15 protein-coding genes are annotated in these 14,750 nt (G+C 60.1%); 6 read left to right on the plus strand and 9 right to left on the minus strand.

What is annotated here, in order from left to right:
- The first annotated feature begins 56 nt into the window (after positions 1-56).
- Complete coding sequence (locus RDA78_RS06530; protein WP_434054533.1) at positions 57-2,342, plus strand: transglycosylase domain-containing protein; 2,286 nt, start codon at positions 57-59, stop codon at positions 2,340-2,342.
- Positions 2,343-2,347: 5 nt separating this feature from the next.
- Here the strand turns inward: RDA78_RS06530 and RDA78_RS06535 are convergent, their stop codons facing one another.
- The 8 genes from RDA78_RS06535 to rph form a co-directional block, all read right to left on the minus strand.
- Positions 2,348-2,905, minus strand: coding sequence for an AAA family ATPase (locus RDA78_RS06535; RefSeq protein WP_434054534.1), 558 nt, complete (start codon positions 2,903-2,905; stop codon positions 2,348-2,350).
- A gap of 22 nt (positions 2,906-2,927) precedes the next feature.
- Positions 2,928-3,362, minus strand: coding sequence for a hypothetical protein (locus RDA78_RS06540; protein ID WP_434054535.1), 435 nt, complete (start codon positions 3,360-3,362; stop codon positions 2,928-2,930).
- An 85-nt stretch (positions 3,363-3,447) separates the two neighbouring features.
- Positions 3,448-4,185 carry a M48 family metallopeptidase gene (locus RDA78_RS06545; protein ID WP_434054536.1) on the minus strand — a complete coding sequence of 246 codons (738 nt, stop codon included), beginning with the start codon at positions 4,183-4,185 and terminating at the stop codon, positions 3,448-3,450.
- A gap of 134 nt (positions 4,186-4,319) precedes the next feature.
- Entirely contained in the window at positions 4,320-4,727 is a 408-nt protein-coding gene (locus RDA78_RS06550) for a DUF2852 domain-containing protein (RefSeq protein WP_434054537.1), read from the minus strand.
- A 300-nt stretch (positions 4,728-5,027) separates the two neighbouring features.
- Positions 5,028-6,590, minus strand: coding sequence for a polyhydroxyalkanoate depolymerase (gene phaZ / locus RDA78_RS06555; protein ID WP_434056108.1), 1,563 nt, complete (start codon positions 6,588-6,590; stop codon positions 5,028-5,030).
- 320 nt (positions 6,591-6,910) lie between these two features.
- Positions 6,911-8,074 (minus strand): radical SAM family heme chaperone HemW, encoded by a 1,164-nt coding sequence (gene hemW / locus RDA78_RS06560; protein ID WP_434054538.1) that lies wholly within the window; start codon positions 8,072-8,074, stop codon positions 6,911-6,913.
- A 4-nt stretch (positions 8,075-8,078) separates the two neighbouring features.
- Entirely contained in the window at positions 8,079-8,717 is a 639-nt protein-coding gene (rdgB, locus tag RDA78_RS06565) for an RdgB/HAM1 family non-canonical purine NTP pyrophosphatase (RefSeq protein WP_434054539.1), read from the minus strand.
- A 12-nt stretch (positions 8,718-8,729) separates the two neighbouring features.
- On the minus strand, positions 8,730-9,443 hold the full coding sequence (rph, locus tag RDA78_RS06570) for a ribonuclease PH (RefSeq protein ID WP_434054540.1): 714 nt from the start codon (positions 9,441-9,443) through the stop codon (positions 8,730-8,732).
- A gap of 158 nt (positions 9,444-9,601) precedes the next feature.
- On the opposite strand from rph, the gene hrcA reads away from it, so the two are divergent.
- From hrcA to RDA78_RS06585, 3 genes are read left to right on the plus strand one after another with little or no spacing between them, the layout of a single operon-like run.
- On the plus strand, positions 9,602-10,690 hold the full coding sequence (hrcA, locus tag RDA78_RS06575) for a heat-inducible transcriptional repressor HrcA (RefSeq protein ID WP_434056109.1): 1,089 nt from the start codon (positions 9,602-9,604) through the stop codon (positions 10,688-10,690).
- A 46-nt stretch (positions 10,691-10,736) separates the two neighbouring features.
- Positions 10,737-11,540, plus strand: coding sequence for a HesA/MoeB/ThiF family protein (locus tag RDA78_RS06580; RefSeq protein ID WP_434054541.1), 804 nt, complete (start codon positions 10,737-10,739; stop codon positions 11,538-11,540).
- Between the two features lie 47 nt (positions 11,541-11,587).
- Positions 11,588-11,995: a carboxymuconolactone decarboxylase family protein gene (locus tag RDA78_RS06585; RefSeq protein WP_434054542.1), complete on the plus strand. Its 408-nt coding sequence runs from the start codon at positions 11,588-11,590 to the stop codon at positions 11,993-11,995.
- An 83-nt stretch (positions 11,996-12,078) separates the two neighbouring features.
- On the opposite strand, the gene secB is transcribed toward RDA78_RS06585, so the two are convergent.
- A complete protein-coding gene (secB, locus tag RDA78_RS06590; protein WP_434054543.1) occupies positions 12,079-12,579 on the minus strand; it encodes a protein-export chaperone SecB in 501 nt (166 codons plus the stop codon).
- A gap of 177 nt (positions 12,580-12,756) precedes the next feature.
- On the opposite strand from secB, the gene RDA78_RS06595 reads away from it, so the two are divergent.
- Entirely contained in the window at positions 12,757-14,082 is a 1,326-nt protein-coding gene (locus RDA78_RS06595; RefSeq protein ID WP_434054544.1) for an ActS/PrrB/RegB family redox-sensitive histidine kinase, read from the plus strand.
- Positions 14,083-14,179: 97 nt separating this feature from the next.
- Complete coding sequence (locus RDA78_RS06600; RefSeq protein ID WP_306145850.1) at positions 14,180-14,737, plus strand: ActR/PrrA/RegA family redox response regulator transcription factor; 558 nt, start codon at positions 14,180-14,182, stop codon at positions 14,735-14,737.
- Positions 14,738-14,750 lie beyond the last annotated feature (13 nt).

Here is a 14,750-nt window from a genome sequence, read left to right on the forward strand (position 1 = left end):
AGATCATCTCCGGGGAACCCGGCATGTGCCGGAACTGACGACGGGACGGATGATCAATGGCATCGCGGGCGAAACGCCAGCCAAGGATTGAACCGACATTCGGGGAAGACAGCAGCAGCCTGCTTGACCTGCGCCTTGGGCCGCAGGACAGGTCCGCTGCGCCCTCCTCGAAATCCGGCTCCAAATCAAAAAGCCGCAAGTCCGGGTCCACGACTCGCAAAAAGACCGGAACCAAGAAGCCTTCAAAGTCCCAGAACAGCAAGTCCCGGGGCGGTGCCGGCAATCGCCGTGGCGGAAGCGGAAGGTCCGGTGCAAAACGGCGCAGCCGGAAACGCAAGTCCAGGATCAGGATCCCCGCCGTCGTCGGAAAGTTCTTCAAGCGGGGCGTGTACTGGAGCGCCGTTGCCGGGATCTGGTGCGTGATCGGTGTGGTCTGCGTCATCGGATATTACGCCGCCTATCTGCCGCCGACCTCGGAGTGGCAGGTTCCGGCGCGCCCTCCCAACGTGAAGATCGTCGCGCTCAACGGCGATCTGCTCGCCAATCGCGGCGACACCGGCGGCGAAGCCGTGCGCCTGGAGCAGTTGCCCCCTTATCTGCCCAATGCGGTCATCGCCATTGAAGACCGGCGCTTCCGCTCGCATTTCGGGATCGATCCGATCGGGCTCATGCGCGCGGCCTACGCCAACTTCACATCGGGCCGCGTCTCCCAGGGTGGCTCCACACTGACACAGCAGCTCGCGAAAAACCTGTTTCTGCAACCTGACAGGACGATAAAGCGGAAAATCCAGGAGCTCGTGCTCGCGTTCTGGCTCGAGGCCGAATACTCCAAGGACGAAATCCTGGAGATGTATCTGAACCGGGTCTATCTCGGATCGGGAGCCTATGGCGTCGATGCGGCGGCACGCCGCTATTTCGGCAAATCCGCGCGCCTGATGACGGTTGCCGAGGCGGCCACCATTGCCGGTCTTCTGAAAGCGCCGTCGCGCTACTCGCCCGCGCGCAATCCGGACCTCGCCGAGGACCGGGCGCAGCTGGTGCTGGCGGCGATGCACGAAGAAGGCTACATCAGCTCGAACGAGGCCAAGACGGCCATCGCCGCGCCCGCCAAGGCGATCCGGCGGCACACGACCGCCAGCGAAAACTACGTCGCCGACTATGTCATGGATGTGCTGCCGCACTTCGTCGGCTCGATCGAGGGTGACATCATTGTCGATACGACGATCGATGCGTCGATGCAGCAGGCTGCCGAACAGGCGTTGCGGTCCGCACTTTCGGAAAACCGCCAGACGCTCGGCGTCACCCAGGGTGCGATCGTGACCCTCGACACGGCGGGGGCAATCAAGGCGATGGTCGGCGGAGCGGATTACGCAAAGAGCCAGTTCAACCGGGCAGCCTACGCAAAGCGTCAGCCCGGATCGGCATTCAAGCCCTTCGTCTATCTCGCGGCGCTCGAAAACGGCATGACGCCGCAAACCGTGCGGCAGGATCAGCCAATCACCATCGGGGGCTGGTCGCCCAAGAACTACACCAAGGAACATTATGGGCCGGTCACGCTCACCAGATCGCTGAGCCTGTCGATCAACACCGTCGCCGCAAGACTGGCGCACGAAGTCGGCGCAGGCACGGTCGCGAGCACGGCGAAACGCCTTGGGGTCACGTCCGATCTCAACAAGAACCTGTCACTCGCACTCGGGACTTCGGAAGTCACACCGCTGGAAATCGCGTCCGCCTATGTGCCGTTCTCCAATGGCGGCTATGGCGTCCTTCCACATATCATCCGGCGAATCAAGACCGTGGACGGCAAGACGCTCTATTCCCGGTCCGGCGACGGACGCGGACGTGTGGTGCAGCGGCGGGACGTCGGCAACATGAACCTGATGATGTCCGAAACCCTGCTGACGGGAACTGGACGCAAGGCCCGGCTCGACAGTGGACGTCCGGCAGGCGGCAAGACCGGCACGAGCCAGGATTTCCGCGATGCCTGGTTCATCGGCTATACCGGCAACCTGACCACCGCCGTCTGGTACGGAAACGACGACAATTCACCAACGAAAAAAGCAACCGGGGGCAGTCTTCCGGCTGCGACCTGGAAAGCCGTGATGGATGTTGCCCATCAGGGCTTACCCGTTGCCGATCTTCCCGGGGTTCCGGATCTTCCGGTCAGTGTGGCCGCGCCGCGCAAGCCGCAGGATCAGGCGCAGCCACGCAGCGCCGTCAGTTCCGGACGGCATCCGATCCCTCCAGGATCCATCGGCGGAAGCGATGACGGAGGCAACGGAGACACCGGTGAACGGCGTGGCCCTCTTGGTCTTCTGCGAAATATTTTTGGCGGCGGCTGAAGATATCACGCGGCCTGCGGACCCGATCCGAAACGCTTGACCCAGTCTGCAATGCGCTGCGCCGATTCTTCCGGCGGCAGGATTGTGGTGTCCAGCTTCAGCAAATGACGGGCGTCGAGCCCTGCCAGCGGTTTTGCCTGCTGCTGATTTCGGCGCGCCATTTCCGGATCGCGCGGTTTGCGCATCCCGTCACGACCCGGATCACGAATGCGCCGGATGTTCTCTTCCAGAGCGCAGGAAAGATGAACAACGCAGAACGGAGCGCGCGCTTCGCCGAGTTTTTGCAGCCTGCGCCATTCCGCCTTCCCCCAGTCGCTGTCGCCAGCGATCACCGTCGTAAACACGACCGGGATTTCAACGGGCAGTTTCAGTACGAGGCCGTGCGCGATTTCCTCCACCCGTTCAACAGCTTCCCGAAACTCAGGTGTCCTGAACTCGGTCAGCGCGAAGGCAATGTTGTAAACCGAGTGAATGTCAAGAAGCTTGCCGTTGAGCTTCTCTGCAAGAGCGCGGCCGATCGTCAGCTTCCCGACGCCTGGATATCCATTCAGGACAATGATCATGCGGTTTCCGGAATGGATCGGCTCAGCAGTCGTGGCTGAAGGTGAAAACGAGCGTGTCCGTCCTGACCTGGCCGGTGGGACGACACTGGTTGTAGACTTCCCGCGTTCCGGTGACAGTGACCTGCAACTGGTCGCCCCTTACCGGGCCTTCAACATAGTATTCCAGGGGCGATCCGGGACAGTATTTTGAGAAGACTCGCGCGGTTCCAGCATACCAGTTACCGTTCTTGACCCCGTTGAAAAGCAAGGTGCCGCGCTGCACCCCGGCCGCCCGCAGGACATCACGCGGAATCTCATATGAAAGCCAGCGCTGATTTCCCTGTGCCTGAAGCCTCATGATGGAACCGTTATGGTTCCAGCAGCTGTCCGCCAGCGCCGGACCGGCCGCCGGAAACATGAATGCTGACAGCAACGCCGCGGCGAAACCAGTTTTCATCACGATTGAGACATATTGCATGATCGGCTCCAGAACTTCGTGACGTAAAGGAACCATAACTTCTCACCGATGCCCAGTGATTTGAACGGCGATCGGGTGATCCGCTTCAACCAAAGCCGTGAAGGAACGTCCCGTTTTCCTTCAGCCAGACACGCGCCGTTGGCGTTTGCGGAGCCAGTTCCGCGCATAGCTTCCAGAACCGGCTCGAGTGGTTCATTTCCTTCAAATGCGCGACTTCGTGTGCGGCCACGTAATCGAGGATTTCGGGCGGAGCAAGAATGAGGCGCCAGGAAAACGAGAGCTTGCCGTTGGACGCGCAGGAGCCCCAGCGGCTCCTGGTGTCGCGAACACTGATTGCGGTGATCTTCTTGTCGATCCTCGCGGCGTGAAACTGCGCGCGGACGGCCAGATCTCTCCGGGCCTCGGACTTGAGCCAGTTTGTTGTCTTGCGTGGAATATGGTCGTCCGCTCCGGGCACATAAAGCGCCGGTGCACCATCATCGGCGACGCCGGCGGACACAAGACCACGCAGCGTTCCGGTCGGCAGAATGCGATGGTCGATGCCGCGAAGGGGAAAGACGTCTCCAGGCACAAGGCTGACGTGCTGCGGGCGGTCCTGCAGCCGCTGAAGAAGCCAGTCGATGTGCTGGCGAGCAAAGTGCTCGGCCCGGCGCAGATCGCCACCCCCGGGCACCGTCAGAACGGGACCGGAACTGTCCGCCGGAAGGCGCAAAAGATAGCGCTGCGCACGCGGATTTGCGCGCAAGCGGATACGGATCGCCTTGGTATCCGTTTCGATCTCTATGTGGTCCGGCAAGTCCTTTTTGCCGCGTCGCAGGAGCATGTCACGCAGTCCGGTCGAATCACTTGGCAGAGAGTTTAGAGCTTTTTCGCTTGCTGAAAAATGACGAAAGCGGCGCTTGATAAGCGCCGCTTCCGGTCAGGCCGTCCCATGACGGATCTGGGAGGAGGAGTGGGTCAGGAAGGCGCTGCTTCGCTTCCGCCACTCGACCGGCCATGGTTGGCCATGAAGCGATCAAATTCTTCCTGATCGCGTGCCCGGCGCAGCTCTCGCAGGAAGTCGTCAAAGTCGGCGCGCATCGCGTCCAGCTTCGCACGCTCTTCTTCAAGACGCTTGAGTTCGCGTTCGCGGTAGTCGTCAAAAGCGACGTTGCCGGTCCGGGCATATGCAGTGGTGTTTGACATCTGGTCGAATGCTCCCTTCAGCTGGCTTCCTCGCCATTGATCCCTGGCGTCGCGCGCCATGCCCTCGAAGCGGTCGCCCCACAGAATATAGGCCAGCATGGCAAGTCCGAGCGGCCAGAACACCACGAAGCCAAGCACCATCAGGCCGATGGTAGCAGGCGTCCAAGCAGGTTTAATCATGCAACTCTTGGTCGTCGTCATCATCCTATCCATTTAAGACATCCACGCACTTCAGGTGGGCATTGCGGACGCCAGCTTCAAGGATTTGTGATGATCGTCACAAAAGGATACGCTCTCGAAACGATATGCGGCACAAATTGGGAAAGTCAGGCAAGTGCCTGTTTTTCAATTGAAAAAAGGTAGTGCGATGCGGGCACACACGTGTCCGCCGAAAGCGTCAAGATTTTCTGGTGTTCGGCTCGTGTCATACCTGCGCAGATCGAAAAAAGGCGCAGCCACCGCGCCTTTTTTCCAGTTCGCTCAGCTCACCCTCTCGGAGAACTTGCGGGCCTGATCGATCCACTTGTCACGCTCGATCCTGCCTCGGAAATCGAGCTTTCCGTCCAGCGCCTCGATCTGCTCCGTAGTCAGCGCGGCAATCTGCCAGAAATGGAAGATGCCAGCCTCGTTGAGCGTTGATTCAAGCTTCGGTCCAACGCCGCTGATCTCCTTGAGATTGTCCGCCGCGCCGTCGGGTTTCGCGAGCAGGATATCCTCGAGCGGCCGGGGAGCAGTCGCCTTTTTCGGCTTGGCCTTGGTGACACGCTTGGGCTTTGATGGTGCGGCAACATTTGCCGCTGTCTTGACCGGCGCAGCGACTTTTTCTGGCTTTGGTGCCGGCTTTTTCGGTATGCCGGCCCGATTCGAACGGATGAAGTCCATCACGCGCGGCGCGATCTCGGACCGCCAGCGCGAGCCGTTGAAGACACCGTAGTGACCGACATTCGGCTGCTCGTAATGGGCTTTCATGTCGTCGGGCAAGCTTGTGCACAGGTCGTGAGCGGCGCGTGTCTGCCCCCGGCCGGTGATGTCGTCCTTTTCACCTTCGACAGTCAGCAGCGCGGTCCGCTTGATCTTGGTACAGTCGACGACCCTGCCGTTGTGTTCCATCGTGCCTTCAGGCAAAGAATGCTTGATGAACACGGTCTCGACCGTCTGAAGATAGAATTCGGCGGTCAAATCCATGACCGCGAGATATTCATCGTAGAACTCGCGATGCTTTTCGGCGTTGTCGCCGTCACCTTCAACCAGATGCTGGAAAAACTCGCGGTGCGCGGTCATGTGACGGTCGAGGTTCATGCTCATGAACCCGGACAGTTGGAGAAAACCCGGATAGACGTCGCGCATGAAGCCGGGGTGCGGGAACGGCACCTTCATGACCACGTTGTTCTTGAACCAGTCGATGCCCTTGGACACCGCCAGATCATTCACCGCGGTCGGCTCGACACGGGTATCGATCGGGCCGCCCATGAGCGTCATCGTGGAGGGAACGTAGGGATCTTCGCGGTCTTCCATGACGGCAACGGCCGCAAGCACCGGCACGGACGGCTGGCAGACGCCGAGCACATGCGCATCCGGCCCCAGGAAATGCAGCATGGAAATGATGTAGTCGATGTAGTCATCCAGATCGAACTTGCCCTCCTGGATCGGCACCATGCGCGCGTCGATCCAGTCGGTGATGTAAACATCGGCGTTCGGCATCAGGGCGTCCACCGTACCGCGCAACAGGGTCGCGTAGTGACCGGACATCGGGGCAACAATCAGCACTTTCGGGTCGTTGCGGTGCGATGTGACACCGCGCTCGAAACGGATCAGGTCGCAAAAGGGCCGGCTCCAGACGACGCTCTCGCGCACCGGAACACGGACGCCGCCAACGGCCGTTTCCTTCAGTCCGAATTCCGGTTTGCCGTAACGGCGCGTCGTGCGTTCAAGGACTTCGCAGCCGGCGGCGATCTGACGGCCGAAACTCGTATGGGTCCAGGGATTCAAAGGATTTTGAAAATAAAGCCGCATCATGTCGGCAACCGCTCGGTACGGTGCCATCGCAGCGTGATTCAGCTCGTAAAGATGATAAAACGGCAATGACGCGTCTCCCTGATTTACGAAGCCGCCGCCCGCCCCCTTGACGAAATTTGTATACATTCTTGTGCGGCCCGTCTGTTATGGCACCATCTATTGCATCGCAGCAGGATAGCCAGCCGCGCAACCGCCTGCAATACTGCTATTTGCTATGTTAAACTGAACCTAAGCCAATCAATGCATTGGAGAACTCGTTTCGGCGCCGAACATATTTGCACCGCAAAAGCCAGATAGCTCATTTAAATCAATTTGGTAGAATTAAAGACGTCTTTGACGCGCCGCCCTCAGGCGGCCAGGTCCGCGACGACCGCATCAAGCACGAAAAAACCCTCGCGCGTCGCCCGCACCCGGTTTTCCCCGATTTCTTCGACCATTCCGTGCTCAAGAAGCGCTTTTAAGCGGCGCGGATCGACAGCCCTGTGCGAGAATGTCTCGTAGCGGCCAAGGTCGATGCCTTCCTTTAGGCGCAACCCCATGAGCAGATACTCGTCGCCCTGCTCCTCTTCATTGAGGCCGGCATTCTCAATCAGTCCGTGGCCGGCATTCTCGACACTTTCAAGCCAGGTTTCCGGATGCCGTTCGGTTGATGTGGCAAGGCGGGTCGCTCCGACGCTCACCCGGCCATGCGCACCCGGCCCGACGCCGACATAATCGCCATATCGCCAGTAGACCAGATTGTGGCGGCACTCCGCACCGGGACGGGCATGATTGGAGACCTCGTAGGCGGGCAATCCGGCTCCGGCCGTCACGTCCTGGGTCAGCTCGAAAAACTCCGCTGCAAGATCAGGATCCGGCATCTTGAGTTTTCCCGCCTGGTGAAGCGCATAGAATGGCGTGCCGTGCTCGATCGTCAGCTGATAGAGCGACAGGTGATCGGCGGCGAGTGATATCGCCTCGTTCAACTCACCGGTCCATTCGGTCAACGTCTGGCCGGGACGGGCATAAATGAGATCGAAGGAAAGCCTGGGAAACGTCTCGCGGGCGGTCTCGACGGCAGCGCGTGCAGTTGCGGCATCATGCAGCCTGCCAAGCAGTTTCAGATCCTGGTCGTGCAAGGACTGGACACCGAGCGAGACACGGTTGACCCCCGCTGCGCGATAGCCCCTGAAGCGATCGGCCTCCACGGAAGAGGGATTGGCTTCCAGCGAGATTTCGACATCATCCTTCAGGGTCCAGCGGTTCGCGACCGCCGTGAGAAGGCGTTCGACCGTGGCCGGTTCCATCAGCGACGGCGTTCCGCCGCCCAGAAAGATCGATTCGACCGTTTTTCCCCTGGTCAAATCGGCGAAATAGGACAGTTCCCGTTCGAACGCGGCAGCGAAGCGGGCCTGGTCGACAGGCTGGTGGCGCACATGCGAATTGAAGTCGCAATACGGGCATTTGGCCGCGCAGAACGGCCAGTGAATATAGATCCCGAAACCACCGTCGTTTGGCTGCTGCGCTGTCACTCGGTTATCCCTTCAGGCACCCTTCGGCGAACAGCGTAAACGCTCGGGCACGGTGAGACAGCGGCTCCCGGTCGTCCGACAGGCCATGCTTTTCAACCGCGGACATTTCACCAAACGTGCGGTCGTGTCCGTCCGGGCGGAACATCGGATCGTATCCAAAGCCTTGCGTTCCGCGTGGCGGCCAGACGACATCGCCTTCTACTTCCCCCCGAAAGTATTCCGTATGCCCGTCCGGCCAGGCCAGGCAGAGCACGGCCACAAAGGAACCACGGCGGCTGTATTCCGGCGATGACGAAACGGTCTGAAGCTTTTCCTCGATCGTCCGCATGGCCATGGCAAAGTCCTTGTCCGGACCCGCCCAGCGCGCGGAATAAATGCCGGGGTCGCCACCCAGTGCATCGACGCAGAAGCCGCTGTCATCCGCCAGAGACGGCAATCCGGAACCCTCCGCGGCTGCAAGCGCCTTCAAGGCTGCATTGGCTTCGAACGTTGTTCCGGTTTCCTCGGGCTCCGGCAGTTTCAACTCACCCGCGGAGACGACGTCGAACCCGTAAGGAGCAAGCAATTCATTGATTTCTCTTATCTTGCCCTGGTTGTGACTCGCGACGACAAGCCGGCCGGGTTCGAGTTTGCGATGGCTCATCAACGTGACCCCCTAAAGAATTGCCATCTTTTGCAGGTCCACGAGGCGGCCGATGCCCGCCTTTGCAAGACCGAGCAACTGGGTGAACTCATCCTCGGAAAAGGGTGCGCCCTCGGCGGTTCCCTGGATCTCGACAATGCCGCCGGAGCCGGTCATCACGAAGTTTGCGTCCGTTTCGGCGGTGCTGTCTTCCGCGTAATCCAGGTCAAGCACGGGGACGCTCTCGTAGATCCCGCAGGAAATAGCGGCGATATGGTCTTTCAGCACGTCACCTGACACCATGTCGCGCGCGCGCATCCACTCGATGCAGTCACGAAGCGCCACCCAGGCACCCGTGATCGATGCTGTTCTGGTGCCGCCATCCGCCTGGATGACATCGCAGTCCACCGAGATCTGGACCTCACCAAGCGCTTCAAGATCGACGACGGCACGCAAGGAGCGGCCGATCAGGCGCTGGATCTCCTGGGTTCTGCCGGATTGTTTGCCCGCGCTTGCCTCACGGCGCATGCGGTCACCGGTCGCCCGCGGCAGCATACCGTATTCGGCGGTGACCCAACCCCGGTTCTGGCCGCGCAGCCAGGGCGGTATGCGCTCTTCGAGGCTGGCCGTGCACAGCACATGCGTATCGCCGAACTTGACGAGGCAAGACCCTTCGGCATGCTTTGAAACGCTGCGTTCCAAAGTCACTGCCCGGAGTTCATCGACGGCGCGTTTTGACGGACGCATAAAATATCCTTTCGACCTTCGCTAGCGGACCTTGTTCGCCTGGAAACGACTGTTTCCTGCTGATCTCCTGCGCCTTGTAGACCTCAAATTCGCCTCAGGTAAAGGGCCAGCTTCACGTCAGCCCCATTTTGCGCCTATATCTTGGGTGTAAGACGAAAATCGTCCAACGTTGGCAGTGTGCATTTGGAGAAGACACCTTGAGCCTCAGCGACCTCGACAAGAGATCCCGCGAGATATTCCGCTCGATCGTGGAAACATACCTGGAAACCGGAGAGCCCGTCGGCTCCCGCAACGTGTCGCGCAACCTGGCGATGTCGCTGTCACCTGCGTCGGTGCGCAATGTCATGTCGGACCTGGAACATCTGGGCCTTCTGCATTCGCCGCACACGAGTGCCGGGCGTCTGCCGACCGAGATCGGTCTACGATTTTTCGTCGACGCCCTGCTCGAAGTCGGCGATCTGACGGAAGACGAGCGACAGCAGATCGACGTTCAGGTGCGCGCTTCGAGTGAAGCAAACTCGACAGAGCAGGTTCTGACCGAGGCGAGCCAGATGCTGTCCGGTCTTTCAATGGGCGCCGGTGTTGTCATGACGCACAAGAGCGACATGCGCCTCAAGCACATCGAGTTCGTTCGCATCGAGCCGCTGAAGGCGCTGGCAATTCTGGTGAGCGAGGACGGATCGGTTGAAAACCGGGTCATAGACCTGCCGGCCGATCTGCCGGCGTCGGCCCTCGTGGAAGCGACCAACTATCTGAATGCGCAGATCCAGGGACGCACGCTCTCCGACATCAAGGGGGAGCTGGAGACGGTGCGCGACGCCGACCAGGCCGAACTCGACCAGCTCAGCCAGAAGGTGATCAATGCCGGGCTTGCCGTATGGGGCGGCGAGAGCGCCAACGATCCCGCAACGCTGATCGTGCGCGGACGCTCAAACCTCCTTACCGACCTGGACGCAGTCGAGGATCTGGAGCGTATACGCCTTCTTTTCGATGATCTGGAGAACAAGAAAGATCTGATCCAGCTTCTTGGACTCGCCGAATCGGGTGATGGCGTGCGCATCTTCATCGGCTCGGAAAACAACCTGTTCTCTCTTTCCGGATCGTCGCTTGTGGTCTCTCCCTACAGGGACAGCAATCAGCGCATTGTCGGTGTTCTCGGCGTCATCGGCCCGACGCGGCTGAACTACGCCCGCGTCATCCCGATGGTGGACTACACCGCACGCCTGGTCAGCCGGATCTTGAAGTGAGCGCCGGACAGATTTCGTTACACACCCGATTTCGCAGGATCCAAGAATGCTTTCGCCCGCAGAACTAGAACGCTATGCCCGCCACATCGTCATGCAGGAAATCGGCGGCGCGGGGCAACAGAAGCTCAAGAAGGCCCGCGTGCTCGTGATCGGTGCGGGCGGGCTCGGAGCTCCGGTTCTGCAATACCTGGCCGCTGCGGGCGTCGGCACACTCGGCATCGTCGACGACGACGCCGTGTCGCTTTCCAATCTTCAGCGTCAGGTCATACACGACACCGACCGTCTCGGAGAACCCAAGGTCGCAAGTGCGGCGGAAGCAATTGCCCGCCTCAACCCAAATGTGAAGGTTGAGCCGCATCCCACCCGGCTCGCCGGCCACAACGCCCTCGCGCTGGTTTCGGACTACGATCTCGTCGTGGACGGTTCGGACAATTTCGACACGCGCTACCTCGTTTCCGATGCCTGTTTCTTTGCGAAGAAGCCGCTGGTGACGGCGGCTGTCGGCCAGTTCGACGGATCGATCACCACGCTGAAGCCGCATGAGCAGAACGAGAACGGCGAGGCCAACCCGACCTACAGGTGCCTGTTCCCGAACAAACCGCGCGACGGTCTGCTGCCGACCTGCACGGAGGCGGGCGTCCTTGGCGCGCTGACGGGAATCATTGGCACCATGCAGGCGATGGAAGTGATCAAGGAGATCACCGGAACGGGCGAGGGCCTGGTCGGGCGCATGGTGATGTTCGATGCCAGGAGCTTCCGGATGGAAACCATTCGTTACAAGCGGTCCGCGAAAAACCCGCTTAACGGCTCAAGTCCAATGAGCTGGGCGGCGCTCCTGGAAGACACCTGACGGCCGATCTTTCCGATATTCGGCCCGGCAATTCGGAGGAAGACGCAATGGCGACTGTAAAACTGATGACGGATACGGAAGCTGAAGCGATCCCGGAAGTCAAAGCCGTCTTTGACGACATTCGCGCGACGCGCGGGTCCGATTTCATAAACAACATCTGGCGCGCGCTGGCACAGGACCCACAGGGCCTTGAACGTACATGGGAGCAGGTCAAATCCGTGATGGCGGCACCCGGCGCTCTCGACCCGAAGACCCGCGAAATGATCTATATCGCGGTTTCGGCCGCAAACGGGTGCAGCTACTGCGTTCATTCGCATACCGCCGCAGCCCGCGCAAAGGGCATGAGCGATGACGAGCATGGAGAATTGTTGCAAATCATCGGACTGGCCGCGATGACCAACACGCTGGTCACGTCGCTTCAGGTGCCGGTCGATCCGGAATTCGAGGTCAGCTGAACGCAGGACAACCGCGTACCGGCATCAGAAAACCCGCGCGGAGCCGCCTCCACGCGGGTTCCGAAGAGACTGGATCGGTCAGATCAGTTCGGCTTTGCCACGCCTTCGCCCTGTCCGGCTGCCTGTTGCGCCATGTTCTGGCGATACAGCTGGGCAAAGTCGATCGGGTCGAGCATCAGGGGCGGGAAGCCGCCATTGCGGGTCGCTTCAGCGAGAATGTTGCGCGCGAACGGGAAAATCATCCGCGGGCATTCGATCATGACAAAAGGATGCATATGTTCGGACGGAACGCCGGTCAGCTTGAAAAGACCTGCGTAGACCAGTTCAACATTGAACATGACCATGTCGGGGCGCTCAGCCTTGGCGGTGAGCGTCAAGATGACTTCAAACTGGTCATCGCCCATCTGCTGGGCACCCACGTTGACATTGATGTCTAGCTTGGGCTGGTCGCCCTGGGTGAGCGCGCGCGGAGCGTTCGGGTTCTCGAAAGACAAGTCCTTGATGTACTGACCCAGGATATGCATGCCGGGTGCAGCAGCGCCTTCCGTCTGCGGCTGTGCGCCGCCGTCATTCGTATCGGTCATGTTGTTTCATTCCGTTTCGCGGTGCTGATCTGTGTCGAAGAATACAGGTATCCCTCAGGATGGCCGCCGGCCCGCGCAAATCCGAACAACCTTTTCAGCGGCTGGCTAACATCTCAAAACAGCGGGCACAAGTGCAATGGCCTTGTCAGGACCCGGATTCCGATTCAAAAGGGGATTATGACGGATCAAAGCGCATCCAACATTACGTTGACGCAAAGACGCCTGAAACTCGACACGCTCGTGCGGCTGCGCTGGCTCGCGGTCGGAGGTCAGACCGCCGCGTTGCTCGTCGTTCATGTGGGCCTTGGCTATGAGCTGCCGGCCGGTCCGGCCTTCGCCATGGTCGCGCTCTCCGCCTGGCTCAACATTTTCCTCAAGATCCGCTGGCCGTCCGCCATGCGGCTTTCAGAACGCGCGGCCACCCTGCAGCTTGCCTATGACATCGTGCAAATGAGCGGCCTGTTGTTCCTGACCGGAGGTCTGGGCAATCCGTTCGCGTTTCTGCTCATGGCGCCGGTCATGGTGTCCGCCGCCGGTCTTTCGGCGCGCTACACATTCGTGCTTGGGGTCCTGGCGACGGTCTGCGCCAGCTTTCTTGCGGTCTTTCACTATCCGCTGCCCTGGCCGGACACGGAAATATTCAAGCTTCCGGTCATCTATTCGGTCGGGATCTGGATCGCGCTGGTGCTGACCCTGGGATTCATGGCGGTTTACGCGTTCCGGGTGGCGGAAGAGGCGCGGCAGCTCGCCGATGCGCTGACTGCGACCGAACTCGTCCTGGCACGTGAACAGCATCTCAATGCGCTGGACGGGCTGGCAACAGCAGCAGCCCACGAACTTGGAACTCCGCTTGCGACCATTTATCTCGTCGCCAAGGAACTGACCGACGAATTCGAAGCGCAGGATCATCGCGGCGAAGATGTCGCCCTGATCCGCTCGCAAGCGGAAAGATGCCGCGATATCCTGCAAAAGCTGACCAGCCTTTCCAGTGAAGAAGACCAGACCTATCAGCGGATGCCGGTGGCGCAACTGCTCGAAGACGTCATCGATCCTCACCGCGGGACCGGTGTCGCCATTCACTCGACCAATGGCGGCGAGGGTGCCGAACCTGTCGGTACGCGGAACGCTGCAATCCGCTATGGTCTTGGAAATCTTGTCGAAAACGCTGTCGATTTCGCCAAGTCGCGTGTCGATGTCTCTGCGCAGTGGGACGATAACACCCTGTCAATCTCGATCCGGGACGACGGGCCGGGGTTTTCCATGGATATCCTCGGCAAGATCGGCGACCCTTACGTGTCCGTCCGCGGCAGCAGGAGCCAGCAAAACGGCAAGAGCGGCGGTCTCGGACTCGGTATCTTTATCGCGAAAACGCTGCTTGAGCGCACAGGTGCCAAGCTGCAACTCGAGAACAAGGCACCGCCCGAGAGCGGCGCTCACATCCGCGTCAGCTGGCCGCGCCCTGTCTTCGAACGTCCTGTTGGAGTGGACGAAACGTCGTTTTAGCCCCATAACCACAACAAAAGCAGTTTAAGTGGCAGGTCTCTCTCGGGAAGACCATCCATTCTGCGCAAGAAGACGTAAGAATAGACGGTAACGAGCCATGACGGACCAGATGACTTCATTCAATGGATCGGGAGACATGAGTCTTCTGATTGTAGACGACGACAAGCCCTTTCAGCAGCGTCTTGCGCGTGCGATGGAAAAACGCGGCTTTGCAACGGAAACCGCCGACGGCGTTCAGGACGCAGCCGCCAAGATCCTGCGCATTGCGCCTGCCTACGCCATCGTCGACATGCGTCTTGAGGACGGCAACGGTCTGGATGTGATCGAAAAAATCCGGCAGAAGCGCCCGGACGCGCGCGCAATCATCCTGACGGGCTACGGAAATATCGCCACCGCCGTCACGGCCGTCAAACTCGGCGCGATCGATTATCTCGCCAAGCCTGCCGATCCGGACGACATCGTCGCAGCCCTTGCCCGCAAACCCGAAGACAAGGCACAGCCGCCGGAAAACCCGATGTCGGCCGACCGGGTTCGCTGGGAGCATATTCAGCGTGTCTACGAATTGTGCGATCGCAACGTTTCGGAGACTGCACGCCGCCTGAACATGCACCGCAGAACGTTGCAGCGAATCCTCGCCAAACGGGCGCCGCGCTGACAAAGGCTTGTGT

This window comes from Roseibium sp., assembly GCF_051016195.1.
GTDB lineage: Bacteria > Pseudomonadota > Alphaproteobacteria > Rhizobiales > Stappiaceae > Roseibium.

What these genes read in the sequence shown, in the direction of transcription:
- RDA78_RS06535 (WP_434054534.1), bottom strand. Translation starts at nt 2,905, where the DNA reads ATGATCATTGTCCTGAATGGATATCCAGGCGTCGGGAAGCTGACGATC.
- rph (WP_434054540.1), bottom strand. Translation starts at nt 9,443, where the DNA reads ATGCGTCCGTCAAAACGCGCCGTCGATGAACTCCGGGCAGTGACTTTG.
- RDA78_RS06595 (WP_434054544.1), top strand. Translation starts at nt 12,757, where the DNA reads ATGACGGATCAAAGCGCATCCAACATTACGTTGACGCAAAGACGCCTG.
- RDA78_RS06585 (WP_434054542.1), top strand. Translation starts at nt 11,588, where the DNA reads ATGGCGACTGTAAAACTGATGACGGATACGGAAGCTGAAGCGATCCCG.
- RDA78_RS06530 (WP_434054533.1), top strand. Translation starts at nt 57, where the DNA reads ATGGCATCGCGGGCGAAACGCCAGCCAAGGATTGAACCGACATTCGGG.
- phaZ (WP_434056108.1), bottom strand. Translation starts at nt 6,590, where the DNA reads ATGGCACCGTACCGAGCGGTTGCCGACATGATGCGGCTTTATTTTCAA.
- RDA78_RS06580 (WP_434054541.1), top strand. Translation starts at nt 10,737, where the DNA reads ATGCTTTCGCCCGCAGAACTAGAACGCTATGCCCGCCACATCGTCATG.
- secB (WP_434054543.1), bottom strand. Translation starts at nt 12,579, where the DNA reads ATGACCGATACGAATGACGGCGGCGCACAGCCGCAGACGGAAGGCGCT.
- RDA78_RS06550 (WP_434054537.1), bottom strand. Translation starts at nt 4,727, where the DNA reads ATGATTAAACCTGCTTGGACGCCTGCTACCATCGGCCTGATGGTGCTT.
- RDA78_RS06540 (WP_434054535.1), bottom strand. Translation starts at nt 3,362, where the DNA reads ATGCAATATGTCTCAATCGTGATGAAAACTGGTTTCGCCGCGGCGTTG.
- RDA78_RS06600 (WP_306145850.1), top strand. Translation starts at nt 14,180, where the DNA reads ATGACGGACCAGATGACTTCATTCAATGGATCGGGAGACATGAGTCTT.
- rdgB (WP_434054539.1), bottom strand. Translation starts at nt 8,717, where the DNA reads ATGAGCCATCGCAAACTCGAACCCGGCCGGCTTGTCGTCGCGAGTCAC.
- RDA78_RS06545 (WP_434054536.1), bottom strand. Translation starts at nt 4,185, where the DNA reads ATGCTCCTGCGACGCGGCAAAAAGGACTTGCCGGACCACATAGAGATC.